General features: G+C 65.5%; 21 protein-coding genes. 12 read left to right on the top strand and 9 right to left on the bottom strand.

The genetic code is table 11. The features are described from left to right. Positions 1–62: 62 nt before the first annotated feature. Positions 63–974: a LysR substrate-binding domain-containing protein gene (locus RTH46_RS01555; RefSeq protein WP_153786700.1), complete on the bottom strand. Its 912-nt coding sequence runs from the start codon at positions 972–974 to the stop codon at positions 63–65. A 130-nt stretch (positions 975–1,104) separates the two neighbouring features. On the opposite strand from RTH46_RS01555, the gene ycaC reads away from it, so the two are divergent. The 4 genes from ycaC (at position 1,105) to RTH46_RS01535 (ending at position 5,368) form a co-directional block, all read left to right on the top strand. After that, entirely contained in the window at positions 1,105–1,734 is a 630-nt protein-coding gene (gene ycaC / locus RTH46_RS01550; protein ID WP_110992047.1) for an isochorismate family cysteine hydrolase YcaC, read from the top strand. Between the two features lie 79 nt (positions 1,735–1,813). Beyond that, positions 1,814–2,374: an antibiotic biosynthesis monooxygenase gene (locus RTH46_RS01545; protein WP_153786701.1), complete on the top strand. Its 561-nt coding sequence runs from the start codon at positions 1,814–1,816 to the stop codon at positions 2,372–2,374. A gap of 42 nt (positions 2,375–2,416) precedes the next feature. Beyond that, entirely contained in the window at positions 2,417–3,235 is an 819-nt protein-coding gene (locus RTH46_RS01540) for an alpha/beta hydrolase (protein ID WP_316904897.1), read from the top strand. A gap of 291 nt (positions 3,236–3,526) precedes the next feature. Continuing rightward, positions 3,527–5,368: an amidohydrolase gene (locus RTH46_RS01535; protein ID WP_316904961.1), complete on the top strand. Its 1,842-nt coding sequence runs from the start codon at positions 3,527–3,529 to the stop codon at positions 5,366–5,368. Between the two features lie 143 nt (positions 5,369–5,511). Here the strand turns inward: RTH46_RS01535 and RTH46_RS01530 are convergent, their stop codons facing one another. Next, positions 5,512–6,324: a tetratricopeptide repeat protein gene (locus RTH46_RS01530; RefSeq protein WP_153786704.1), complete on the bottom strand. Its 813-nt coding sequence runs from the start codon at positions 6,322–6,324 to the stop codon at positions 5,512–5,514. 205 nt (positions 6,325–6,529) lie between these two features. On the opposite strand from RTH46_RS01530, the gene RTH46_RS01525 reads away from it, so the two are divergent. Next, positions 6,530–7,087, top strand: coding sequence for a WYL domain-containing protein (locus tag RTH46_RS01525; RefSeq protein ID WP_153786705.1), 558 nt, complete (start codon positions 6,530–6,532; stop codon positions 7,085–7,087). 100 nt (positions 7,088–7,187) lie between these two features. On the opposite strand, the gene RTH46_RS01520 is transcribed toward RTH46_RS01525, so the two are convergent. From RTH46_RS01520 to RTH46_RS01505, 4 genes are read right to left on the bottom strand one after another with little or no spacing between them, the layout of a single operon-like run. After that, positions 7,188–8,051 carry an ABC transporter permease gene (locus RTH46_RS01520; RefSeq protein WP_316904896.1) on the bottom strand — a complete coding sequence of 288 codons (864 nt, stop codon included), beginning with the start codon at positions 8,049–8,051 and terminating at the stop codon, positions 7,188–7,190. Between the two features lie 13 nt (positions 8,052–8,064). Further along, on the bottom strand, positions 8,065–8,928 hold the full coding sequence (locus RTH46_RS01515; protein WP_153786707.1) for an ABC transporter ATP-binding protein: 864 nt from the start codon (positions 8,926–8,928) through the stop codon (positions 8,065–8,067). A gap of 6 nt (positions 8,929–8,934) precedes the next feature. Continuing rightward, positions 8,935–9,954, bottom strand: a complete 1,020-nt coding sequence (locus RTH46_RS01510) for an ABC transporter substrate-binding protein (protein WP_316904895.1) — start codon at positions 9,952–9,954, stop codon at positions 8,935–8,937. Between the two features lie 18 nt (positions 9,955–9,972). Further along, entirely contained in the window at positions 9,973–10,872 is a 900-nt protein-coding gene (locus RTH46_RS01505; RefSeq protein ID WP_153786709.1) for a TauD/TfdA dioxygenase family protein, read from the bottom strand. 268 nt (positions 10,873–11,140) lie between these two features. Here RTH46_RS01505 and RTH46_RS01500 point away from each other — a divergent pair, with 268 nt between their 5' ends. Next, a complete protein-coding gene (locus tag RTH46_RS01500; RefSeq protein WP_110992037.1) occupies positions 11,141–11,482 on the top strand; it encodes a tryptophan synthase subunit beta in 342 nt (113 codons plus the stop codon). 30 nt (positions 11,483–11,512) lie between these two features. On the opposite strand, the gene lapD is transcribed toward RTH46_RS01500, so the two are convergent. Both lapD and lapG read right to left on the bottom strand, forming a co-directional pair. After that, complete coding sequence (gene lapD / locus RTH46_RS01495; protein ID WP_316904894.1) at positions 11,513–13,459, bottom strand: cyclic di-GMP receptor LapD; 1,947 nt, start codon at positions 13,457–13,459, stop codon at positions 11,513–11,515. A gap of 10 nt (positions 13,460–13,469) precedes the next feature. Continuing rightward, positions 13,470–14,162 (bottom strand): cysteine protease LapG, encoded by a 693-nt coding sequence (lapG, locus tag RTH46_RS01490; RefSeq protein WP_316904893.1) that lies wholly within the window; start codon positions 14,160–14,162, stop codon positions 13,470–13,472. Between the two features lie 276 nt (positions 14,163–14,438). Between lapG and RTH46_RS01485 the strand changes: the two genes are divergently transcribed. From RTH46_RS01485 to RTH46_RS01460, 6 genes are all read left to right on the top strand, one after another. Beyond that, positions 14,439–15,131, top strand: a complete 693-nt coding sequence (locus RTH46_RS01485; protein WP_153786712.1) for a GntR family transcriptional regulator — start codon at positions 14,439–14,441, stop codon at positions 15,129–15,131. Between the two features lie 33 nt (positions 15,132–15,164). Continuing rightward, positions 15,165–15,737, top strand: coding sequence for a hypothetical protein (locus RTH46_RS01480; RefSeq protein WP_316904892.1), 573 nt, complete (start codon positions 15,165–15,167; stop codon positions 15,735–15,737). 588 nt (positions 15,738–16,325) lie between these two features. Further along, the gene (locus RTH46_RS01475) at positions 16,326–17,102 is read left to right on the top strand and encodes a DUF3050 domain-containing protein (protein ID WP_316904891.1); all 777 of its coding nucleotides are present in this window, start codon (positions 16,326–16,328) and stop codon (positions 17,100–17,102) included. After that, positions 17,099–18,028: a diiron oxygenase gene (locus tag RTH46_RS01470; RefSeq protein ID WP_316904890.1), complete on the top strand. Its 930-nt coding sequence runs from the start codon at positions 17,099–17,101 to the stop codon at positions 18,026–18,028. The genes RTH46_RS01475 and RTH46_RS01470 overlap by 4 nt, the downstream gene beginning before the upstream one ends. A gap of 10 nt (positions 18,029–18,038) precedes the next feature. Further along, entirely contained in the window at positions 18,039–21,470 is a 3,432-nt protein-coding gene (locus RTH46_RS01465; protein WP_316904889.1) for an amino acid adenylation domain-containing protein, read from the top strand. A gap of 28 nt (positions 21,471–21,498) precedes the next feature. Next, positions 21,499–21,966 carry an SRPBCC family protein gene (locus RTH46_RS01460; RefSeq protein WP_316904888.1) on the top strand — a complete coding sequence of 156 codons (468 nt, stop codon included), beginning with the start codon at positions 21,499–21,501 and terminating at the stop codon, positions 21,964–21,966. 72 nt (positions 21,967–22,038) lie between these two features. Here RTH46_RS01460 and RTH46_RS01455 read toward each other — a convergent pair whose 3' ends face one another. Then, on the bottom strand, positions 22,039–23,325 hold the full coding sequence (locus RTH46_RS01455) for an NAD(P)/FAD-dependent oxidoreductase (protein WP_153786717.1): 1,287 nt from the start codon (positions 23,323–23,325) through the stop codon (positions 22,039–22,041). Positions 23,326–23,404 lie beyond the last annotated feature (79 nt).

The following is a 23,404-nucleotide window of genomic DNA, read 5'->3' as shown; positions in this document are numbered from 1 at the left end:
CAACCGGGCCTGACGGCAGGCGAAGATGAAAAGTTGTTCATCCTCGCGGCAAACCCGCGCCGTCAGGCCATGTCGCTGGTGGCGAATTCCTCGGCCAGGTGGTCGATCAACGCGCGCACCGACGGCAGCAAGCCGCGCCGTGACGGGAAGATCGCATGGACGATGCCGCAGCGCGGGTGCCATTGCGGCAGCAACTCCACCAGCCTGCCCGCCGCCAGGTCCTCACGCACCGACACCCGTGGCAGGTGGGCGATGCCCACTCCGGCCACCACGAAATGGCGCAGGGCAAACAAGTCGTCGCTGACCATGCGCGGCCTGTGCGGGATGACCAGGCTGTGCTGCTGGTCCTCGCCCTGGAACAGCTCCCACTGGTATTCGCGCTGGGCGCCGCCCCAGTGCAGGCTGGGCAGCGTACCGAGTAGCTGCGGGTCGAAGCCCGCCGGCAGTTGCTCGAGGAACGCGGGGTGCCCGACCAGGCACTGGGTGCTGTTGCTCAGCACCTTCATCACCATGTCGGTGTTCTCCAGCGGCGGGAAGCGCACCCGCAGCGCCAGGTCGAAGCCTTCGTGCAGCAAGTCGACGCGGCGGTTGGTGCTCTCGATGAACAGTTCTACCTGCGGGTACTTGAGCATGTAGCGGGTGAGCATCGGCCCCACCCAGGAATTGAGCAGGGTGGTCGGGCAGCTGATGCGCACCAGCCCGCGCGGCTCGCTGCGGTTGCGCTCGATGATTTCGGCGGCGCCCTCGGCCTCCACGCGCATGGCCAGGCAACGGTTGTAGTAGGCCTGGCCGATCTCGGTCAGCGAACAGTGCCTGCTGGTGCGGTGCAGCAGGCGCACGCCCAGGCGCTCCTCCAGGTCGGCGATGCGCCGGCTGAGCTTGGACTTGGGCATGTCCAGCGCCCGCCCGGCCGGGGCGAAGCCGCCGTGCTCCACCACCTGGGTGAAGTAGTACAGGGAGTTGAGGTCTTCCATTGATCGTTCACCAAATAGAACGCTAGAGGCAATTTTTGCAGTCTACCGCGCCAAAGGTGATGAATCTAATCTTTGCACATCAACGCGAAACACCCCACCCAGTGAACGACACACCCTAAGGAGCACGACCATGGCTAACTTCAAATACAACCGCCTGAACAAAGACGACGCCGCCGTACTGCTGGTGGATCACCAGGCTGGCCTGCTGTCGCTGGTGCGCGACATCGAGCCGGACCGCTTCAAGAACAACGTGCTGGCCCTGGCAGACCTTGCCAAGTACTTCAACCTGCCGACTATCCTCACCACCAGCTTCGAGCAAGGCCCCAACGGCCCGCTGGTACCGGAACTCAAGGCCCTGTTCCCCGACGCCCCGTACATCGCCCGCCCTGGCCAGATCAACGCCTGGGACAACGAAGACTTCGTCAAGGCAGTCAAAGCCACCGGCAAGAAGCAACTGATCATCGCCGGCGTGGTGACCGAGGTATGCGTGGCATTCCCGGCGCTGGCGGCCCTGGAAGAAGAGTTCGAAGTGTTCGTGGTGACCGACGCCTCCGGCACCTTCAACGAAATGACCCGCGACGCCGCTCACGACCGTATGAGCCAGGCCGGCGCGCAACTGATGACCTGGTTCGGCGTGGCCTGTGAGCTGCACCGCGACTGGCGCAACGACGTCGAAGGCCTGGCCGCGCTGTTCAGCAACCACATCCCCGACTACCGCAACCTGATGACCAGCTACAACACCCTGACCGCCGGCAAGTAACCCGCCAGCCGCCTGGCGCCCTCGTGACGCCAGGCGGCGCAGCACACCCCGTCAACGCAGCTCACGCCAGGGACCGCCGATGAACACGCCACACAACCGCAACGTCGTCACGCTGGTGATTCAGCACAAGGTCCGCGCCCAGGCGCTGGCGCCCTACGAGGCTTGGCTCAAGCATGCGGTGAGCACCGCGCGCCAGCAGCCCGGCCACCTGGACGTCAACGTGATCCGCCCGGACGACGGTGGTCGGCAGTTCACCACCATCGTGCGGTTCGCCGACGCCGGCCTGCTGCAGGCCTGGGTCAATTCGGCCGAGCGCCAGGCGCTGGTCAGCGAAGTGCTGCCACTGCTTGAAGAGGGCGACCAGACCCAGGTGCATGACGACCCGGAGTTCTGGTTCACCCCGCCCAGCACCCGCGCCGCACCACCGCCGCGCTGGAAGCAGGCCGTGCTGACCTACCTGGTGATCTGCCCCATGACCCTGCTGATCCCGCAACTGCTGGCGCCGCTGTTCGCCCGCTACCCGCTGCTGGGGGGCCCGATCAGCGGCAACCTGATCACCAACCTGTTCGTCATCCTGCCCGTGGTGTTCTACATCATGCCCTGGGTGACCCGCCGCTGCGCCGCCTGGCTGCGTGGCTGAAAGCTTTCTCACTGCCTCACTCGAATTTCAGGAGATACCGACATGAGCACACTCGTTACCCGCGATGGCACCACGATCCACTACAAGGACTGGGGCAGTGGCAAACCCGTCCTGTTCAGCCACGGCTGGCCGCTGGACGCCGACATGTGGGATTCGCAGATGGAGTACCTGGCCAGCCGCGGCTACCGCACCATCGCGTTCGACCGCCGTGGTTTCGGGCGTTCCAGCCAGCCTTGGAGTGGGTACGACTACGACACCTTCGCCGATGACATCGCCCAGCTGATCGAACACCTCGACCTGCGCGAGGTGACCCTGGTGGGCTTCTCCATGGGCGGTGGCGACGTCAGCCGCTACATCGCCAGGCACGGCAGCGAGCGCGTTGCCGGCCTGGTGTTGCTGGGTGCGGTAACGCCGGTGTTCGGCAAGCGCGACGACAACCCGGACGGCGTCGACCGTGCGGTATTCGACGGCATCAAGGCCGGCCTGCGGGCAGACCGGGCGCAGTTCATCGCCGACTTCGCCGCGCCCTTCTATGGCATCAACCATGGCCAGCAGGTGTCCCAGGGCGTGCAGACCCAAACCCTGAACATTGCATTGCTGGCGTCGATCAAAGGCACCTTGGACTGCGTGACCGCTTTCTCCGAAACCGATTTCCGTCCGGACATGGCCAAGATCGACGTGCCGACCCTGGTCATCCACGGTGACGACGACCAGATCGTGCCGTTCGAGAGCACTGGCAGGAAAGCTGCAGAGCTGATCCGCGGTGCCGAGCTGAAGGTGTACGAAGGGGCGCCGCATGGCTTTGCCGTGACCCATGCACAGCAGCTCAATGAAGACCTGCTGGCCTTCCTCAAGCGCTGACAGCATCGCGGGGCAAGCCCGCTCCCACAAAGCACTTGCTCACTGCGTGGGAGCGGCGGTGCGCCGATGCGACTTGCCCCGCGATAGGCCAGGCCAGGCAACACAAATCCCCCTGGTTGCTAACCTTCACCCGCCTGCCGCCGCCCGATGGAGAACACCATGTCCCAGGACCCGAACGACAAGAGCCGCCGCCAGTTCCTCGCCACCAGCAGCGTGCTCGGCGCCGCCGGCGCACTCTGGTCGGCCCTGCCCTTCAGCGGCTACGCCACTGCATCCACCCAAGGAGGCTCCATGACCGCCGACCTCATCCTGTTCAACGGCAAACTGCACACCGTCGACCGTGAAAACCCCACTGCCACCGCCGTCGCCATCAAGGACGGCAAGTTCATCGCGGTGGGCAACGATGCCCAGGCCATGGCCCATAAAGGCGCCGCCACGCAGATCATCGACCTCAAACAGCGCACGGTGATCCCAGGGCTCAATGACTCGCACCTGCACCTGATCCGCGGTGGCCTCAACTACAACCTGGAACTGCGCTGGGAAGGCGTGCCATCGGTGGCCGACGCCCTGCGCATGCTCAAGGACCAGGCCGCCCGCACGCCGACTCCGCAGTGGGTACGGGTGGTCGGCGGCTGGAACGAATTCCAGTTCGCCGAAAAGCGCATGCCCACCCTGGAAGAAATCAACCAGGCCGCCCCCGACACCCCGGTGTTCCTGCTGCACCTGTACGACCGTGCGCTGCTCAACCGCGCCGCGCTCAAGGCGGTGGGCTACAGCAAGGACACGCCCAACCCGCCGGGTGGCGAGATCCAGCGCGACAAGTTCGGCAACCCGACCGGCATGCTCATCGCCCGTCCCAACGCAATGATCCTCTACGCCACCCTGGCCAAGGGGCCGAAGCTGCCGCTGGAGTACCAGGTCAACTCGACCCGCCAGTTCATGCGTGAGCTAAACCGCCTGGGCCTGACCAGCGCCATCGATGCCGGCGGCGGCTACCAGAACTTCCCGGACGACTACTCGGTAATCCAGGAACTGGCCGACAACAACCAGCTCACCGTGCGCATCGCCTACAACCTGTTCACCCAGAAGCCCAAGGAAGAGCTGGACGATTTCAAGAAGTGGACCGCCAGCGTCAAGCTGCACAGCGGCACCGACTTCCTGCGCCACAACGGCGCGGGTGAGATGCTGGTGTTCTCCGCCGCCGACTTCGAGGACTTCCTCGAACCGCGCCCGGACCTGCCGCAGACCATGGAGCAGGAGCTGGAACCGGTGGTGCGCCACCTGGTGGAACAACGCTGGCCGTTCCGCCTGCACGCCACCTACAACGAATCGATCACGCGCATGCTCGACGTGTTCGAGAAGGTCAACCGCGACATCCCGTTCAATGGCCTGCCGTGGTTCTTCGACCATGCCGAGACCATCACCCCAGAGAACATCGAGCGTGTGCGGGCGCTGGGCGGCGGCATCGCCATCCAGGACCGCATGGCCTTCCAGGGCGAGTATTTCGTCGACCGCTACGGCGCCAAGGCGGCCGAGCAGACCCCACCGATCCAGCGCATGCTCGACATGGGCGTGCCGGTGGGTGCCGGTACCGACGCCACCCGCGTGTCCAGCTACAACCCGTGGACCTCGCTGTACTGGCTGGTCAGCGCCAAGACCGTGGGCGGCATGGCGCTGTACCCCGAAGGCCTGAGCCGCGACACCGCGCTGCAGCTGTTCACCCAGGGCAGTGCCTGGTTCTCCAGCGAGCAGGGCAAGAAAGGCCAGATCAAGGTGGGCCAGCTGGCGGACCTGGCGGCGTTGTCGCTGGATTTCTTCAGCGTCGATGAAGAGGCCATCAAGGGCATCGAGTCGGTGCTGACGGTGGTCGATGGCAAGGTGGTGTACGGCGCTGCCGAGTTCGACAAGCTGGGCCCGCCACAGGTACCGGTGCTGCCCGAGTGGTCGCCGGTGGCCAAGGTGCCGGGGCACTGGCGCGTGGGTACGCCATCGCTGGCGGCCGCCGTGCACCAGTGTTCAGGGCCATGCGGTGTGCATGCACACAGCCATGAACAGGCGCGCCACTCCAAGGTGCCGGTCAGCGACTTCCAGGGGTTCTGGGGGGCATTGGGTTGTTCGTGCTTTGCGTTCTGAGGTGACGCAAGCCTGGGTTGCGATTTTGGGCCGCCCTGCGGCCATTTCGCCGGCAAGCCGGTTCCCACAGGTACAGCGCATGTCTCAAGTTTGATGCGATTCCTGTGGGAGCTGGCTTGCCAGCGATGGGCTACCCCCGTGCCTCAACGCTGAACCTGGTCCTCCAGTTTCATGGTCAGCGCCAGGGTGCTGCCCAGCTGGATCGCCTGGTCACGCCAGCCCAGGTAACGCGCCGTGTCGCGGCTGCTGAAATGCACCGCCAGTTCCTCGGCGGCCTGCATCACCCCGGTGGCCGCTGCCAGCTCCAGCCAGTACAGCGCAGCCCGGGTGTCCGCTGCCACGTAGAGCCCATGCAGCAGGCGATAACCCACCTCGAAACGGCAGCGCGTTTCGCCGCGTTGTGCCCCGCGCAGGAACCACTGGTAAGCCTCGAGCGGGTCCACCCGCCATGGCGGGACACCGTCGCACACCTCTTCCTCGTACAGGTCGCCCAGCGCCGCCGCGGCATGCAGCATGCCGCGCTCGAAGGCATGGCGGTAATACTCGGCGGCGTTGGCATACGACACCTCCACGCCCTTGCCGAAATAATGCTGCTGCCCAAGGTTGAACCAGGCAACGGCATTGCCCTGCAAGGCCGCCATGCGCAGCAGATGCCCGGCCAGCGCGGTATCGCCGCGCCAATACTTGCCGTTGAGCCAGATCCAGCCCAGGTCGTTGAGCGCCGCCACGTTGCCGAGCAACGCCTGGCTGCACAGGTCGGCGTACACCGCCTGCAGGTCGGTGGCTTCATCCAGCCGGTCGATCAGGCCGAAGCGTTCACCGCCCTGCACCGCCTGGCTCGGCATGCCGACCCCGACGAACAACCGCTGGCGCTGGCCCGGCAATACCGGTACCGGCGCGATGCGCTCGGGCAGCAGCCGCGCGAGCAGCGAATGGATATTGCTGGCAGCAGACATGTTCATCCTCATTGAACGGCACACAGCTCCAGGCATTGCTGGGATGGGGCGTGATTCTGCGCGACGTCACGACAAAACCTGTCGCGAACGATCCAGGGCCAGGCAACCAATTGTCTGTTCCTTGATCTGAGCAGGCTGTGGCCAATTGCCATGACCTGCCCGTGCCGCCATTCTATGGCGGCAAGCCTAGACAAGGACGTTTCCTTTGCCGTTCGCCACCACCCGCGCCACCCTTAGCCGCCAATGGGCCCTTCTGCGCCAGTTGCCCAGCCGCTCCCCCGGGACCACCAGTGCAGAACTGGTGTGGCGCCTGCGTGACGTGGGCTTCAACGTCAGCAAGCGCACCGTCGAGCGCGACCTCAACGAGCTGTCGCTGATCTTCCCGCTGGAACGCAACGACAAGAGCATCCCGTTCGGCTGGCACTGGTCGGCCAATGCCGGCAGCGAGCTGCGCGGCAATTTCGATCTGCAGGGGTATTTGCGCGGCGATGCGCTGCAACCGGCCCAGGATGAGGGTGTGGAGCTGCAGGCGTGGGTCAGCGACCTGCTGGCGCGCCAGTTGCGTGAATCGCCGCTGACCGGGGATATGCAGCTGACGGCGCTGGAGCAGGGGCACCGGCTAAGGGCAACGGTGATCGATGGCTGGCCGTTGCGCTGGTGGCTGCTGAGTCAGGGGGAAGGGTTGGTAGTGGAAGCGCCGCTGGCGTTGCGTGAGGAAATTGGTCGGACCCTGGCCAATGCGGCGGCGCAGTACCAGGTGTAGTGGCCTGTAGCGGCCCTATCGCGGGGCAAGCCCGCTCCCACAAGGCCTATGCGATACCTGTGGGAGCGGGCTTGCCCCGCGAAAGGCCGGCACAGAAGGACTACCGCTGCATGCCCCACCGCCGCACGGTCAGCCGCTCCAGGGTATTGAACACCAGCCCTTCCACCAGCAACCCGATCAGGATCACCACGGCCAACCCGGCAAACACCTTGTCGGTGTACAACTCGTTGCGGTTCTGGAAGATGTACCAGCCCAACCCACCCTTGCCACTGCTGGCACCGAATACCAGTTCGGCGGCGATCAAGGTGCGCCAGGCAAAGGCCCAGCCGATCTTCAGCCCCGACAAGATCGACGGCAGCGCCGCCGGCACCAGGATATGCAGCACCAGGCGCAAGCCGCGCAGGCCGTAGTTGCGCCCGGCCATGCGCAGGATTTCGGACACGCCGAGAAAGCCCGCGTAAGTGTTCAGTGCCAGCGCCCACAGCACCGAATGCACCAGCACGAAGATCAGGCTGTTGTCGCCCAGCCCGAACCACAGCAGCGCCAGCGGCAGCAGGGCGATGGCCGGCAGCGGGTTGAACATCGAGGTCAGGGTGCCCAGCAAGTCGCGCCCCAGTTGGGTCGACACCGCCAGGCTGGTCAGGCCGAAGGCCAGGACAATCCCCAGCACGTAACCCTTGAGCAGCACCACCAGCGACACGCCGACCTTGGCGAATATTTCGCCGCTGAGCAGCCCCTCCCCTAACGCCATAGCCGTCTGCACAAAGCTCGGCAGCAGCAGGTCGTTGTCGGTGAAGCGCGCCACCAGCTCCCACAACCCTGCCAGCAGCACCAGGATCATCGCCTTGCGCAGCCAGCCTTGCTGCCACAGGCGCTGGGCCAGCGGCAGATCACGTTCCAGCGACACCCCGGGCAGGGGCTGCAACTGCACTTCGTATTCCTGGCGAACAGCTGTCGAAGTCATGCCAAGGCTCCTGTCAGTAGGCGATGCGAATGTCGTTGAAGCCAAGGTCACTGGCCTGAACCGGCGCCTCGTCCTGGTCGAACAGCAAGCGGTGGATGCGCCGGGCACTGGCCTGGAAGTCGCTGCCGCCCAGGCTGCCGAGGTCGTACTGGTGGCTGTGCACTTCAGCCCGCACCCGGCCCGGGTGCGGCGACAGCAGCAGGATGCGGTTGCCCACCACCAGCGCTTCTTCGATGGAGTGGGTGACGAACAGCAAGGTGAAGCGCACTTCCTCCCACAGCAGCAGCAACTCTTCCTGCATCTTGCGGCGGGTCAGGGCATCGAGCGCGGCAAAGGGCTCGTCCATCAGCAGGATCTTCGGCTGGGTCGCCAGCGCCCGGGCGATCGCCACGCGGGCCTTCATGCCGCCGGACAGGGTATGCGGGTAGGCATCGGCGAACGCCGCCAGGCCGACCTTTTCCAGGTAGTGCAAGGCGCGCTCCTCGGCCTCGGCGCGCTTGAGCTGGCCGGACACCAGCAGCGGGAACATCACGTTCTGCTTCACCGTCTTCCACGGCGGCAACTGGTCGAACTCCTGGAACACCACGATACGGTCCGGCCCGGGGCCGCGTACCGGCTGGCCTTGCAGCAGGATCTGCCCTTCACGGGGCTCGATGAACCCGGCCACGGCCTTGAGCAAGGTGGACTTGCCACAGCCGGACGGGCCGAGCAGCACGAAGCGGTCGGCGCGGTCGACTTCGAAGCTGACCTGGTGGGTGGCCCGCACCACGCGCTGGGCGGTGCGGTATTCGAGGCTCAGGTTGTCCACCGCCAGCAGCGGTGGGGTGGCGACACGGCTCAGGTTGCTGGCCGTGTGGCCTGGCAATGGGGCGGTCATGGTCGGTCAGCTCCCCTGCAGCGGGCGTTCATCCTGGAAGAAGTAGTCCTTCCACGACGCGGGTTTGTTCTTGATCGCGCCGACCCGGTAGAGGAAGTCGGCCAGCTTGTAGGTGTTCTTCGGGGTGACGGTGAATTCGTACTGCGGGTTATCGATCAGCTTGATCAGCGCGTCACGGTCGATCTTGGCCTTGGTCACGCGAATATAGGTGTCGGCGGCGGCCGCCTTGTCCTTCTGGGCGAAGTCGGCAGCTTCGGCCAGGGCATCGACGAAGGCCCTGTAGGTCTTGGGGTTGTCCTTGCGGAATTTCTCGGTGGCGAACAGCAGGGTCGGCGAGTTGGGGCCGAGCAGGTCATAGCTGTTGAGCACCACGTGCACGTTCTTGTTGGCCAGCACCTGGTCCTGGAACGGCGGGTTGGAGAAGTGCCCGTTGAGCTCGGTGCCGCCGGCCAGCAGCGCGGCGGTGGCGTCCGGGTGCGGCACGGCCAGGGTGTACTTGTCGAGGCGGTTGTATTCCTTGTCGCCCCACTGCTGGGCGGCAGCGTATTGCAGGAAGCGCGATTGCACCGAGACACCCACCGCCGGCACGGAGATACGGTCCTTGTCGCCGATGTCGGCGATGGTCTTCACGTTGGGGTTGCTGCTGACCAGGTAGTACGGGAAGTTGCCCAGCGAGGCCACGGCCTTGACGTTCTGCCGGCCCTTGGTGCGGTCCCACACGGTGAGCAGCGGGCCGACGCCGGCGCCAGCGATATCCACCGAGCCGGACAGCAAGGCGTCGTTGATCGCCGCGCCGCCCGAAAGCTGGGCCCAATCGACGGCGATGTCGATGCCCTGCTCCTTGCCGTGCTTTTCGATCAGTTGCTGGTCACGTACCACGTTGAGCAGCAGGTAGACGATGCCGAACTGCTCGGCGATGCGGATCTTGCCCTCGGCGTGGGCCACGGTCGGCGCCGCGAGGCTGCCAACGACCAGGCTGGCGCCCAGGCCGATGCTTGCCGCCAGGCGGCTGATGGATTTGCGCATGATGATGTTCCTCAGTCGTCAGTACGGGGCATCGCCCTGGATGGTGGTGCGGTACAGCTTGCGCCGCAGGTGCGCGGGGCAGCCGGTAGCCAGGTGGATCAGCGAGCGGTTGTCCCAGAACACCAGGTCATGGGGCTGCCACTGATGGCGGTAGATGTTCTGTTCGAGCACGCTCAGGGCATACAGCTGCTGCAGCACGTCGCGGCTTTCGTCATCGGGCAGGCCGACGATGCGGGTGGTGAAGCCTTCGCTGACGAACAGCGCCTGGCGCCCGTTCTCCGGGTGGGTACGCACCACCGGGTGGATGACTTCCTGCACCTGGGCCAACTGCTCGGCGCTGAGGGTCGGCCGCCAGTTGCCTTCGAACTTGGTCTCGGCATAACGCGCGGTGTAGGAGTGGGCGGCGTCACGGCCCTTGATGACCTTGCGCAGGGCATCGGGCACGGCGTCCCAGGCCTTGTGCATGTCGGCGAACAGGGTGTCGCCGCCCTCGCTGGGCAGCTCCTGGGCATGCAGCATCGAACCCAGGCTCGGCAGCTCTTTGTACGACAGGTCCGAATGCCAGAACTTGCCGGCATCGCCCAGGCCGATGTTGGCACCGTCCTCGACGATGTTGGACACGATCAGGATCTCGGGGTGGCCGGCCAGCAGGAACTGTTTGAGCACATGGATCTGCAGCTCGCCGAAGCGGCGGCTGAAGGCGATCTGTTGCTCGGGGGTGATGCGCTGGTCGCGGAACACCAGTACGTGGTGGTCCAGGTGGGCGCGATGAATTCGGTTGAAATCCGCAGCGTTGACCGGTCGGGTCAGATCGAGGCCGACGATCTCGGCGCCGACGGCACCTGTGAACGGGCGGATTTCGAAGGTTTGCGGCAAGGCGCTGTCGATGGTCGACAAGGCGTTCGAGGCGGCTGGCATTGTTCACTCCCACGCAAGTGCGCGACTTCCAAGGCGCGCAACGATCAGAAACGCACGGGGATTGCCCGTGTGGGTTCGAGTCGTGCGGCGCGCCGATTGGTCGGCAGGTACGCAGTGGCAGTGACTATAAAGTCATAAGAAAAATAATTTAAATACCTTAAATGCATATGCATATGAGGCTGTGCCGTGGCTGAGGGCCGACACGCCCGGCGAACTTTGCCTATGCTGCTGGCTACCCAAAGGAATCTTGATGACGAGGGACGACGCCATGTTCTACGTGCAACGCGACGCCGACGGCCAGTTGCTGCGGGTAGAAGCAGCCCCCTATCACGGCTACACGGAAATGCTCTCGGCCGACCAGGCGGAAGTCCAGGCATGGCTCGCCGAGGACGCCGTCGAAAACAGCCTGCAGCAGCTCAAGCAGAGCGACCTGGACATGATCCGGGTACTGGAGGACCTGATCGAGGTGCTGACCGCCAAGGGCGTGTTCAGCATCACCGACCTGCCCCCAGGCGCCCAGGCCAAGCTGCTGAGCCGCTCCAGCGCGCGCAAGGCCCTGGGCGGCCTGAACAACCTGATCGAGGAGGATGAACACGGCGGGCTGATCTGAGGATGGCCAGCGCCATGCCCGGCGCTGGGCTCAACGCCAGGGCGCCGGCGGCCCCACCCGCTGCCCCTGAATGCCCTGCACGCCCATCTCGCACAGCACTTTCAACTCCCCCTGGGTTTCCACCCGTTCGGCGATCAGTGGCAGGTCGATGCTGTGCGCCGCCCGTTGGATGGCCTCGATGAACAGCCGCTTGTGCTGCTCGTGGTCGATGTTGCGAATGTAACCACCGTCGACCTTCAGATACGCCAGGCCCAGGTTGGCCAGGTTGCCGATCATGCTGAAGCGCCCGCCGAAACGTTGCAGGGCCAGGCGGAAACCCAGGCTGTGCAGGCGCCGGGTGAACTGCTCCAGTACGGCCTGTTCGGGCAACTGCTCTTCGCCGATTTCGAAGGTCAGCCGCGGCCCCAGCGCGCGGTGCTGGCCCAACTGCGCGTAGACGCGCTGCAAGGCCTGGGCATCGGCCAGGGTCGCGCCTGACAGGTTCAGCGCCAGTGAAGCGTGGTGCCGCGGCAGATGCTTGAGTACCCGCTCCAGCATCAGCGCATCGAGCCGCGCCATCCAGCCGAAGCGCTCCAGCCAGGGCAGGAAACTGCCGGCGGCCAACGGCTCGCCCTGGCCGTCCTGCAGCCGTGAAGTCACCTTGAAATGCAGTATCCGTTGCGGTGCCTGGCAGTCCACCACCGGCTGGAAGTACAGCTCGAACTGCCCTTTGCTCAGGGCCTGGTCCAGGCGGCTGTGCCAGGCTTGCTGGCTGCCGAGGGCCTGGGCTGCCGGCCGCTGTTCCAGGCATACCCAGCTCGGCGTGGCTTGACTCTCGGCCCGGGCAAGGGCCTCGTCGGCCTGCGTCAGCAAGGCCTGTGGCTCATCACCCGGATCAAAGCTGACCAGGCCGATGCAGGCCACCGGGGCAACATCGCTGGCACCGGTCTCGTGCAGGCTCTGCAGGCTGGCTTCCAGGGCCTGGGCCAGCTCGATCGCCTCGTCATGCACCAGGCCCGGCGCCAGCACGGCGAATTCGCCCCCGCGGCTGCGGGCGATCAGGTCATGGGTTTGCGGGTAGCGGGCACAGGCACGACGCAGCTGCTCAGCCACCGCCTGCAGCAACTGATCGCTGCGCTGGCCACCCAGGCGGGCGTTGAGGCCGGCGAGGTCCTGCATGCGCAACAGCAGCAGGTAACCGGCGCGGGCCTCCTCCAGGTTGCTGACCTGGGCACTGAGCTGCATCTCGAAGTACTGGCGGTTGGCCAGGCCCGTGAGGCTGTCCTGGTAGGCCTCGTTGCGCAACTGCTCGCTGCGCTCGGCCTGCTCGCGGAACAAGGCTTCGAGCTTTTCGACCATCTGGTTCATCGCCTGCACCACCCGGCGCAGCTCGGGCGTGCGCGGCAGCTCTGGCAGGCTGAGGAATTCGCGCCGGGCAATGGCGTGGGACTGCGCCACCATGTAATCCAGCGGCCGCAACTGGCGACGCAGCAACAGCGCGCCAAGCACCGCGCTCAGCACGCCGCACAGCAACAGCCAGCCCAGGCTGCCCAGGGCGCTCTGCCAGAGCTTGGCCAGGGCGAACATTGGATGGCTGATCACCTCGACCCGAGCAGCCTGCTGCCAGCCCCGGCTGACGATTGCATCGCCACCGGCCGGCTCCAGGTTGGCCAGCCGGATGAACCAGGCCGGTACACCTGCGCTGTCGGGTACGGCGTGGCGCTCGACCAGCACGGCGTTGGAGCCCTGCTCGATGACCTTGATGCTGGCGTAATAACCGCTGTCGAAAATCGAGCTGACCATCAGCTCGACCATTGCCGGGTCGTCGATGTTCGGCGTCAGCGCCAGCGCCAAGGCGGTCGCGGCATCCTGGGCGTGGGCACGCAGCTGGTTGATGTACTGGCTGCGCGAACTCTCCAGGCTGACCATGAAACTGCCGCTGAAGGCGACCACCAGGAGCAGGCAAATGGCAAGCAGCAATTGTTTGAACAATGACATCTGTGCTCCTTCAGTAAACCGGCTCGGCCGGGAACCCTTCGGCCTGCATTTTCTTCAGCAACCCCTGCCAGCGCGACAGGCGCTTGGTATCGCCGACCTTCTTGTTGCCGCCCGCCCCCGTCAGCCACAAGCCCTCGCCGTTGAAAGCGTACACCGGCAACAGGTCAGTACGCTGGCTGGCCGGCTTGATCGCGTTCATCAGGCTGTCGAGCACCAGTGGCTGGGCCTGTGGGCTTGAATAATAGGTCAGGACCATGTGTGCCCGGTTCTGGCTCAGGGCCTTGACGTAGGTGATGCGCAGTTTGTCGGCGGGAATGCCCAGGCGCCGCAGGCTGAAGTACTTGGCGACGGCGTAGTCCTCGCAGTCGCCGGCGCCCTTGATCAGCGACTGGACCGGCGTGGCCCAATAGTCCACTTCGCGCCACAGGTCGATATCCTCGACATAGCGCAGCTGCGTGTTGAAGAACAGGTTGACCGCCTGCAACCGCTCCAGCTCGCTGCCCTGCTGGTGGGTCGCCAACAGGCGCTGCCAGGCATCGATGCGCCCCTGGCCTGCGCCAAGGGGGCCGTAGAGGGCCTGGGCACGGCTGCTGATCTGCGCGAAGTCCCAGTCCGCCTGCGTGGCACCCAGCAACAGGCAGCCCAGCAGTGCGGCAGCACCGATTCGGCGTACAGTCCTTGTAATGACCCAAGGTATCGCCACTGCGAACACCCGTTCAGAATCAGTTGGAAGCCGCGATGGTGCGGGCAGGCATGGCAAAAGACAATGGCAGGTTATGGCCCGTTTGCCAGCCGTCGGCTAACCCGCTTCGTACAACTTGCGGCCTTTTCGCCGACTTCCCAAGGCCGGCGACTTGCTTCACGATAGCCGCATTCCTTCACCGGCTGCAGGCCTCGCCAAGCAAGCGGTTTGACAAGACCCCCGTTCCCTCACTAGGGTTATTGGATCCAATCTTCATGTTGCCGAGGCAAACCCCGCGTGGCTGAGAAAAGCAAACTCCTGAGCACCGTACTGGGCAGCGAGCAAGTCCCGGCGCACCTGGCCCGCAGTGTGATCGAAGAACGCCTGCGCAGCGCCATCCTCGATGGGCGCCTGCCCCCAGGCACCGCCTTGCGCCAACAGGAACTGGCCTCGTTGTTCGGCGTCAGCCGCATGCCGGTACGCGAAGCCTTGCGCCAGCTCGAAGCACAATCGCTGCTGCAAGTGGTGATGCACAAGGGCGCTGTGGTCGCACCGCTGATCGGCGAGGACGCCGTGGACACCTACGCCTTGCGCGTGCTCCTGGAGACCGAGGCCCTGCGCCAGTCGATCCCGTTGCTCGACGCCGATGACATTGCCCAGGCCCGGGGTTACATCCAGCAGCTGGAAAACGAAACCCGCCACGCCGAGATCGGCCGCCTCAACCGGCTGTTCCACATGACGCTCTACAGCAAGGCGGGGAACCAGAAGCTGCTGCGCCTGATTGAAATCGAGCTCAACGAAGAAGAACGCTTCCTGCGTTTCCACCTGTCCTCCATGGGGCTCGGCAAGCTCACCCAGGACGATCACATCGCCCTGACCGATGCCGCCAGCGACAAGCTGGTGGACGAAGCGGTCAAGCTGCTCGAAGCGCACCTGAACAATGCCTCCCGGACCATCAGGAAGTACCTCGACAGGCAAACTGCCGGCTGATACTGCGGCAGTTGTCCGGCAAGAGGAACGCCCGTGCACGAGCACACTCCACAGGCAAGAGCTCCCGCGCAGCCGCCCGGCATTCGCCTGATCTGCCTGGCCAGCAAGCGCCAGCAGCTTATCCAGTACCGCACCTGGTCCCGTGCCTTGAGCGACCCCATCGAACTGGTCGCCGTCGACATCAGCGCCACTGCGCACGCCGATGGGCCCTACGCTCCACAGTCCCTCCCTATGCTCGCCCGCACCCTGGCCAGCCGGCTGCAACCCTTCCTGGCTCACCCCCACGCCCTGTTTGCCCAGGATGAAGCCACACACCTGGCGCTGGCCCTGGCCTACCTGGCACAGCGCAGCAACCCAGGGCAAACCCGTCGCTTGTTTGTATCCAGCTGTGACAGCCCTGAAGCCACCGAGGGATTCCAAACCGAGCACCTGCAGGTGCCGGTGACCGCGTTCTATCCCCCCGACACGCTAGCCGCCATGCTTGGCTGGCAGCGCCTTGCCCACCGGGAGCTCGAGCTTGTCGAGCTGCCGGCCCAAAGTTGGCCAGGCGACCAACGCCTGATCAACATCCTCAATGCCCACCTTGGGCTTCTCTGTTTCGCCTGACACCACCTGTTTTCACGCCCGTTATCTCGGCACCTGCAACGCCCGGTCCTTCGCAGACCATGGCGGCGCCAGCCTTTTGAGCACACTCTACACACTGCAGCGGCCGTTGATCTTCAAGCGGACCTGGCCGCCCGCAGCCACTTCCACCCGCAGAAGGAGCCTGCCACCGGGGCCAGGGCCGCAGCACGATCAGCCGCCCCTTAATAGTTCAACGTCTTCAACACCCATTCATCAGTGCTCCGAGTGAAGCATTCACTCCTTGTTTGTTTTTCTGATAGTTAATTATCGGAAGGAGCACTTATTGCCAAATTAAAACTTCCGAATAAGTTTTAACGCACCCGCTCAACTTGTAAATTCTCAAACTTTAAAATAATTAAAAAAACAATTGCAGCAAACTTTGTCATTGTTTTAAGTTCTGTCTCGCCCCGAGCAAAAGCGCGGAGGCAACCGTGAACAGCAGCCCGCAACAACCCATGCGGCCTGGGCTTATTGATCTGCAGCGAAACTTTGTTCGGGGTACTTGCTCGCCCTGAATATAGTGAGCGCCGACAACTTGCCACACTTAAACCAACAACCAATGGAGCCTCCATGAGCACATTGAAGCGCACACTCGACCATAAAAAATATGTACTTTCCCAGCACCCGCTGTTTTCTGAGATCGACTCGCTGGAGACCTTGCGACGCTTCATGGAAACCCATGTATTCGCGGTATGGGACTTCATGTCGCTGACCAAGCGCCTGCAGCAGGAACTGACCTGCGTCAGCCTGCCCTGGCTGCCCCCTGCCGACCCGGCCGCCGCACGGCTGATCAACGAGATCGTGCTCGGCGAGGAGTCGGACGACCGCCTCGACCACGGCCATTACAGCCATTTCGAGCTGTACCTGGACGCCATGCGCGAGGTCGGCGCCAACACCCAGGCCATCGAGCGCTTCATCAGCCTGCAGCAGCAAGGCGTCGATGCGCTCAGCGCCCTGGTGCGTTGCGAAGCCAGCGACGCCGCGCAGCGCTTCGTGCGCGATACCCTCGAAGTGGCCCTGCATGCGCCTGCCCATCGGGTGGCCGCGTCCTTCCTGCATGGCCGCGAAAGCGTCATCCCGACCATGTTCCAGCAGATCCTCGACGAGTGGGGCATCGGCAGCGAACAAGCCCCGACCTTCCGTTACTACCTGCAGCGCCATATCGAAGTCGACTCCGAGGACCACGGCCCCGCCGCCGAGCAGTTGCTGGCCCGCCTGGTCGAGCACGACCCGGTGCGCCAGGAAGAGGTCTATGCCGCCGCCATCGCCGCCGTGGAAAGCCGCATGGCCCTGTGGGATCGCCTGCGCGCCGCGCTGCAGGCACCGGTTGCCGAGGTCAGCCCATGAACGCCGTGGACTATCGCTCCTTCGCCGACGCCTGGGAGGCGCGCGCGACCATCCGCACCCGGCCCCGGCGCCAGGTGGAGGACGACCAGCGCCTGATCTACCCCCTGAGCCGCCAGCCGCTGGTGCTGGGTGCCGCCTTCCAGCGCGAATGCCCGCAGCTGCGCGACTTCGTGCTGGTGCAGAGCCTCTACAAGTTCATCAACGACGTGGTGATCTTCGAGACCGAGATCGTCGACCGCACCGCTCGGCGCATCGCCAAGGATCGCTTCGCCGTGCGCTTCCCGTTCGCCTGCCGCTACGACGCGATGACCGTGGTGGTCGACGAGGACTACCACGCCCTGGTGGCCATGGACTTCCTGCAGCAGACCATCGCCCTGACCGGCATCGCGCCGATCGCCCTGCCCCAGGAGATCGAACTCAGCCGGGCGATCCCGGCGGCGCTCGAGCAGGTACCTGAAGCGCTGCGCGACGCGCTTGAGCTGGTGTGCGTGGGCATCGCCGAGAACACCCTGACCGACGATGTCGCGGCGTTCGCCCGGGATGATTCAGTCAAGCCATCGGTCAAGGGGCTGATGGCCGACCACCTGCTCGACGAAGGCCGCCATTCGAGCTTCTGGGCTCGCCTCACACGGATCTACTGGCAGGCCGCGCCAGAGGCCGACCGGCAAGCGATCGCCAAGGTACTGCCGGTGTTCCTCGGCCAGTACCTGACCAACGACATCCAGCAGGCCTTCGACTTCGCCCTGATCGCCGCGCTGCCGGTGGACGAGGCGGTGCGCGAAGCCCTGCGCGAGGAGGCTCGGGGCCTGGCCTACCCGATCAACCACCAGCACCCGCTGCTGGGCAACATCCTGCGTTTCCTGCGCAGCAGCTCGATGCTCGAGTCGGCCTGCGTGCAGGACGCGCTGCGCGACTACTTGCCCTGAGGACCCGATCATGAGACGCCTCGACATACTCCTGGTGGGCACCAGCCCCGCCATCGGCGCCTTTGCCCACCTGCTCGACGAACATGGCCATGGCACCACCACAGCGGACAGCGCGCAGGCCCTGCGCCGGGAGCTGTCGCCCGCCACTGCATTGGTGGTGGACGACGGCAGCCTGGCCCTGGCCAGCGGCGACTGGCAGGCACTGGGCAGCACGCCCTTGCTCAGGCTGCGCCTGGGCGCCCGCTTGGGCGAAACCTTGCCGCACCTGGAAACCCTGTGCTGGTGCGGCAGCGCCAGTGCCCAACGCCTGATCGACAGGCTGGAAGTACAAGCGCCGGATTCGGGCAATGGCCAGCAACTGCACCAGGACACCTTGCAGGCCCTGTGCGATCAACTGGCCCTGCACGTCACCCGCTTTGCCCGCAACCCGCAGTACCTGCAGGAGGCGCCGGCGGTCAGCCCCGGCGCTGGCGAACACGAGCACGGCCTGGGCTGGCTGGAGGCGTTGGCCTACCGGCACCCGTTCAACCGCGCGCTGCGTGCCGACCTGCTGGAGCGCGCCCAGGACAGCCTGGTCGGGCAGCTGGAGCAGAGCCTGCGCCGGCACGCCGCATCCCCGGCCTTGCATTACGCTGGCCAGCGCCACAACTATCGCCAGCTGCACGCCCGCACAGCCGCCATCCAGCAAGCCCTGCTTCCGCTGCTGGACGGCACTGACACGTCCCCGCCGGTGGTGGCGGTGTGCATGGGCAAGTCGCCCGAGCTCTACGCCAGCCTGCTGGCGGTATTGGGTTGCGCCGCCATCTACCTGCCGCTGGACCCGGCCACGCCCGCGGCGCGACGCCAACGCATCCTCGACGATGCCGGCGCCTGCGTGCTGCTGCATGACGGCCAGCTGCCTGCCGCCATCGCCCAACTGGACGTACGTGACATAGCGCCGTTGCAGGGCCCTGCGCTGCCGAGCCTGGTACTGCGCGAAGCGCACGTCGGGCAAGCCTGCGTGGCGATCTACACCTCCGGCACCACCGGCCAGCCGAAAGGCGTGCTGCTCAGCCAGGGCAACCTGATGCATTTCATGGCCTGGTATCGCGAGCACGTGGCACTGGAGCGGTACAGCCGGGTACTGCAGTTTTCCACCATCGGCTTCGACGCCTCCTTGCTGGACATCCTGCCAACCTTCGCCTGCGGTGCCGAACTGGTGCTGCCCAGCGAAGACCAGCGCCGCGACCCGCAGCAACTGCTGGCACTTATCCACAGCCAGGAAATCACCCATGCGTTCCTGCCGCCGGCCCTGCTGAGCATCCTGCCGCGTGACCAACAACTGGGCCTGCAGCACCTGATCACCGGGGGCGATGTGTGCGAGCCCGAGGTGATCGCGCGGCTGGCCGGGCAATGCCGGATGCACAACATCTACGGCCCGACCGAAACCACGGTGCTGGCCACCACGCGAGTGATGGCGCCGCAGGACAGCAACCGCAACCTCGGCCGGCCGATCGCCAACACCCAGGTGCTGATCCTCGATGAAGCCCTGCGCCCGGTGCTGGAGCAGACACCCGGCGAGCTGTACATCGCCGGGCCCGGCGTCGGCCTGGGTTACCTGAACAATCCGCTGCTGACGGCCGAGCGCTTCGTCGAACTGAGCCTGCCCGATGGCCGCTCGCTCAGGGCTTACCGCACCGGTGACATCGGCAAATGGACCGCCCAGGGCATCGAGCTGTGCGGGCGACGCGACAACCAGGTGAAGATCCGCGGCTTTCGCGTGGAGCCCGAGGAGATCGAGCATTGCCTGCGCGACGCCCGCCTGTTCGCCCAGGTGGCGGTGGTGATCGACCCCCAGCGGCGGGTGCTGGCCTTCCTCGCCCACCCGCAAGACGCCGACGCCCAGGCGCTGCTGCGCGAGCACGCCGAAAGCAGCCTGCCCGACTACATGCGCCCGATGTTCTACCAGGTGCTGGAGCAGATGCCCTACACCGCCAATGGCAAGGTCGACCGCCAGGCGCTGCTGTTGCGGCCACTGGCCTTGGCGGCGCAGCAGCACCTGCAACCGCAGACCGCCACCGAGCATCAGTTGCGCGAGGTGTGGAGCGAACTGCTGGAACTGCCCCAGGCAGATATCGCCATCGACGACAGCTTCTTCAACCTGGGGGGCCACTCGATCCTGCTGTCGCGCCTGCTGCTGGAAGTGCGTGAGCGCTTCGGCCAGGGGGTGGCGATCAACCGCTTCATCGAGCAACCGACCGTGCAACGCCTGGGGGCGCTGCTCGACGGTGTCGAGGCCGTGCAGCAGGACCCGCTGGCCCGCCCGGAACAGGATGCGCTGCGCGAACTGGGCCTGCGGGTGCTGCCGGTGGAACAGCTGGGCGATGTGCACAAGGTGATCGTCACCGGCGCCAACAGCTTCGTCGGCGTGCACCTGGTCGAGGCGCTGCTGGATTGGGGCGCCACCGAAGTGGCCTGCCTGGTGCGCCGCGGCGACGGCCTCACGGCTGAGCAACGATTCGCCCAGGCTCTGCATGACAACCAGCTGGCGCTGGACATGGCCCGCGTGCGGGTGTTCGAAGCCGACCTGCGCCAGCCGCGCCTGGGGCTGGCCCAGGCCGACTACGACTACCTGGACGCACACTACGGCGCGCTGCTGCACAACGCAGCGCAGGTCAACCATGTGCTCGACTACCAGGCGCTGGCCGCCGACAACATCGAGCCGCTGTTCGAATGCCTGCAGTTGTGCGAGGGCCGGCGCAAGAAAATCTTCAACTTCGTCTCGACCCTGTCCGCCTGCAGTGCCGTGGACAACGCCGGCCAGGTGCTCGAGGCCGAGCCTGCGGCGACACCGCCGCTGTACATCCGCAACGGCTACAACCTGAGCAAATGGGTCGGCGAACGCATCCTGCAGCGCGCCCGCGCGCAAGGAGTGTGGGTCAACCTGTTCCGCCCCGGCAACATCACCTTCGACAGCCGCACCGGCGTCTGCCAGCCCCACAGCAACCGCCTGATGCTGATGCTCAAGGGTTCGCTGCAGCTGGGCCAGGTGCCGCGCCTGGAGATCGATTTCGACCTGATGCCGGTGGACTTCCTCGCCCGTTTCATCGCCTTCCACAGCAGCCGCCACCAGCCCGGCGAATGCGTGTTCAACCTGCACAACCCCGAGCCGCTGCGCTGGAGCGATTACCTGGCGTCGTTCCGCGAACAGGGCCATGCCTTCGAGCTGGTCAGCGTCGAGCACTGGCAACAGCGCCTGCGCCGGATCGACCGCGACAACGCGCTGTATGACGTCCTCGGTTTCTACCTGGACGGCTTCGGCGAAGACATCGGCGACATCGGCGGCATCGCCCACGACAACGCCCGCGCCGGTGTGCGGCGCATGGGCAGCCATTACCCGAGCAAGAGCCCGGCGCTGCTGCGCCGTGGCTGCCGCTACCTGGCCGACATCGGCTTTATCTGACCTTCACCCACAACCGGAGCAATACCACATGCAAGCACTCAAGCCCGATACCCTGATCCGCAACCCCGAAGGCTGCCGGGTGGTGTCCAGCGTCGACATCGCCGCGCCCGCCGCCAGCGTCTGGAACATCGTCGGCAACTTCGCCGGCTTCCCGGTGTTCATCCCGGCGCTGGCGCACATCGACATGACCGGCAGCGGCGTGCGTTCGGTGCGCAAGAAGCTGTTCAAGGACGGCAACGTGGTGATCGAACAGCTCAACGCCCGTGACGAGCAGGCCATGCACATGACCTGGAGCCTGATCTACACCAGCCTGAACATCGGCAACCTGTGGGCGGCGATGGCCGTGGAGGCGCTCGATGGCGGCCACAGCCGCGCCACCTGGACCATCCAGGCCGAACCCCAGCAAGGCGGGCCCGAGGCGCTGCCAGGCTTCCAGGCGTTCCTGCAGGGCTTTGCCGATGAGGCGATGAACAATGTGAAGAACCTGCTCAGCTGACCCCGCCCAACGACAAAAAGCCGCGCCCCCTGGGGACGCGGCTTTTTGTCGTTGGGCAACCCTGAGGGCGGGTTACAGCACCACGCGCAGGCACTGCCCGGCGTGATACAGCGAGAACCCCGACTCATAGAACGCCGTGCGCAGCGACGGCGCACTCACCGGTTTCATTGGCGAGAACGGAATTGGCAGGCTGTCCGGCTCGTCCTTGAGCAAGAACTCGGCGAACGCCCGGCCGATCACCGTGCCGGTGGTGTTGCCACGGCCGTTGTAGCCAGTCACCGCCACCAGCCCCGGCGCCGGCTCGAACAGACGCATCAGGTGGTCGGGGGTGAAGTCGATGCAGCCGGTCCAGTGCATTTCCCACTCGACCTTGCCCAGCTCCGGGTAGTAGTGGCTCTGGATGCGGTCGGCCCAGCTGCGCACGAACCATGCCGGCTTGTTGTCGACCCGGCCAAGGCTGCCGAGCAGCAGGCGGCCCTGGTCATCGCGGCGGATGCTGCTGAGCACGGTGCGGGTGTCCCACGAGCCCTGGCCATGGGGCAGGACCTTGTCGGCAGCGGCGCCGTGCAAGGGCTTGGAGGCCACCTGGTAGTAGTAGCCACGGAAGAACTGCTTCTGCAGGTTGCTCCAGTCGCCTTCGGTGTAGGCGCCGGTGGAAATCACCACCTTGTCCGCGCGCACCGCGCCGCGCGCGGTCTTCACCCGCCAGGCGTCGCCGTCGCGCTCCAGGCCCTCGACAGCGGACTGCTGGAACAGCTTGCCGCCCAGGCGGGCCACGGCGCCTGCCAGGCCCTGGGTATAGCCCATGGGGTTGATGGTGCCGGCGCGGCGGTCGAGCAGCGCGGCGGAAATCTTGTCGGTACCGCAGTATTCCTGGCACTGCGCGCCGGTCAGCAGCTCGACGTCGGCGCCACGGCGCGACCATTGCTGGTGGCGGGCTTCGAGGTCGGCGATGCCGGTGGCGTTGTGCGCCATGTGCAGGGTGCCTTTGTGCTGGGCCTGGCAGTCGATGCCAAGGCGCTCGATCATGGCGAACACCTCGCCCGGCGCCTCGCCCAGCACCTTGTTCAGGCGGCTGCCTTGCTTGTGGCCGAGGGTGGCCTCGACATCATCGGGACGGATCCAGGTGCCGGCGTTGACCAGGCCGACGTTGCGCCCGGAGCCGCCGTGGCCGATCTTCCAGGCTTCCAGCAGGATCACCGACTTGCCCTGTTCGAGCAGGTGGATGGCCGCGGACAGCCCGGTGATGCCGCCGCCGATCACGCAGACATCGGCCTTGTGCTCGCCGGCCAGGGCCTGGGCGGCGACGGTCGGCCGGGTGACGTGTTCCCACAGACATTCTTGACGCAGTTCGGACATGGCCCGGCTCCAGCAAAATTTTATTCTTGTTGCAGGATGAATCGACGTGGGAGCGGGCTTGCCCCGCGATGGCGTTGTC

The sequence above is a fragment of the Pseudomonas sp. zfem004 genome, from assembly GCF_032621715.1.
GTDB classification, from domain to species: domain Bacteria; phylum Pseudomonadota; class Gammaproteobacteria; order Pseudomonadales; family Pseudomonadaceae; genus Aquipseudomonas; species Aquipseudomonas sichuanensis.
Note: the sequence above shows the minus strand (reverse complement) of the source record. Positions and strands in the feature narration are given on the sequence as shown.

Excerpts from the sequence above, each read along its gene's own strand:
- RTH46_RS01555 (WP_153786700.1), bottom strand. The coding sequence starts at position 974 with ATGGAAGACCTCAACTCCCTGTACTACTTCACCCAGGTGGTGGAGCAC.
- ycaC (WP_110992047.1), top strand. The coding sequence starts at position 1,105 with ATGGCTAACTTCAAATACAACCGCCTGAACAAAGACGACGCCGCCGTA.
- RTH46_RS01545 (WP_153786701.1), top strand. The coding sequence starts at position 1,814 with ATGAACACGCCACACAACCGCAACGTCGTCACGCTGGTGATTCAGCAC.
- RTH46_RS01540 (WP_316904897.1), top strand. The coding sequence starts at position 2,417 with ATGAGCACACTCGTTACCCGCGATGGCACCACGATCCACTACAAGGAC.
- RTH46_RS01535 (WP_316904961.1), top strand. The coding sequence starts at position 3,527 with ATGACCGCCGACCTCATCCTGTTCAACGGCAAACTGCACACCGTCGAC.
- RTH46_RS01530 (WP_153786704.1), bottom strand. The coding sequence starts at position 6,324 with ATGTCTGCTGCCAGCAATATCCATTCGCTGCTCGCGCGGCTGCTGCCC.
- RTH46_RS01520 (WP_316904896.1), bottom strand. The coding sequence starts at position 8,051 with ATGACTTCGACAGCTGTTCGCCAGGAATACGAAGTGCAGTTGCAGCCC.
- RTH46_RS01515 (WP_153786707.1), bottom strand. The coding sequence starts at position 8,928 with ATGACCGCCCCATTGCCAGGCCACACGGCCAGCAACCTGAGCCGTGTC.
- RTH46_RS01510 (WP_316904895.1), bottom strand. The coding sequence starts at position 9,954 with ATGCGCAAATCCATCAGCCGCCTGGCGGCAAGCATCGGCCTGGGCGCC.
- RTH46_RS01505 (WP_153786709.1), bottom strand. The coding sequence starts at position 10,872 with ATGCCAGCCGCCTCGAACGCCTTGTCGACCATCGACAGCGCCTTGCCG.
- RTH46_RS01500 (WP_110992037.1), top strand. The coding sequence starts at position 11,141 with ATGTTCTACGTGCAACGCGACGCCGACGGCCAGTTGCTGCGGGTAGAA.
- lapD (WP_316904894.1), bottom strand. The coding sequence starts at position 13,459 with ATGTCATTGTTCAAACAATTGCTGCTTGCCATTTGCCTGCTCCTGGTG.
- RTH46_RS01475 (WP_316904891.1), top strand. The coding sequence starts at position 16,326 with ATGAGCACATTGAAGCGCACACTCGACCATAAAAAATATGTACTTTCC.
- RTH46_RS01470 (WP_316904890.1), top strand. The coding sequence starts at position 17,099 with ATGAACGCCGTGGACTATCGCTCCTTCGCCGACGCCTGGGAGGCGCGC.
- RTH46_RS01465 (WP_316904889.1), top strand. The coding sequence starts at position 18,039 with ATGAGACGCCTCGACATACTCCTGGTGGGCACCAGCCCCGCCATCGGC.
- RTH46_RS01460 (WP_316904888.1), top strand. The coding sequence starts at position 21,499 with ATGCAAGCACTCAAGCCCGATACCCTGATCCGCAACCCCGAAGGCTGC.
- RTH46_RS01455 (WP_153786717.1), bottom strand. The coding sequence starts at position 23,325 with ATGTCCGAACTGCGTCAAGAATGTCTGTGGGAACACGTCACCCGGCCG.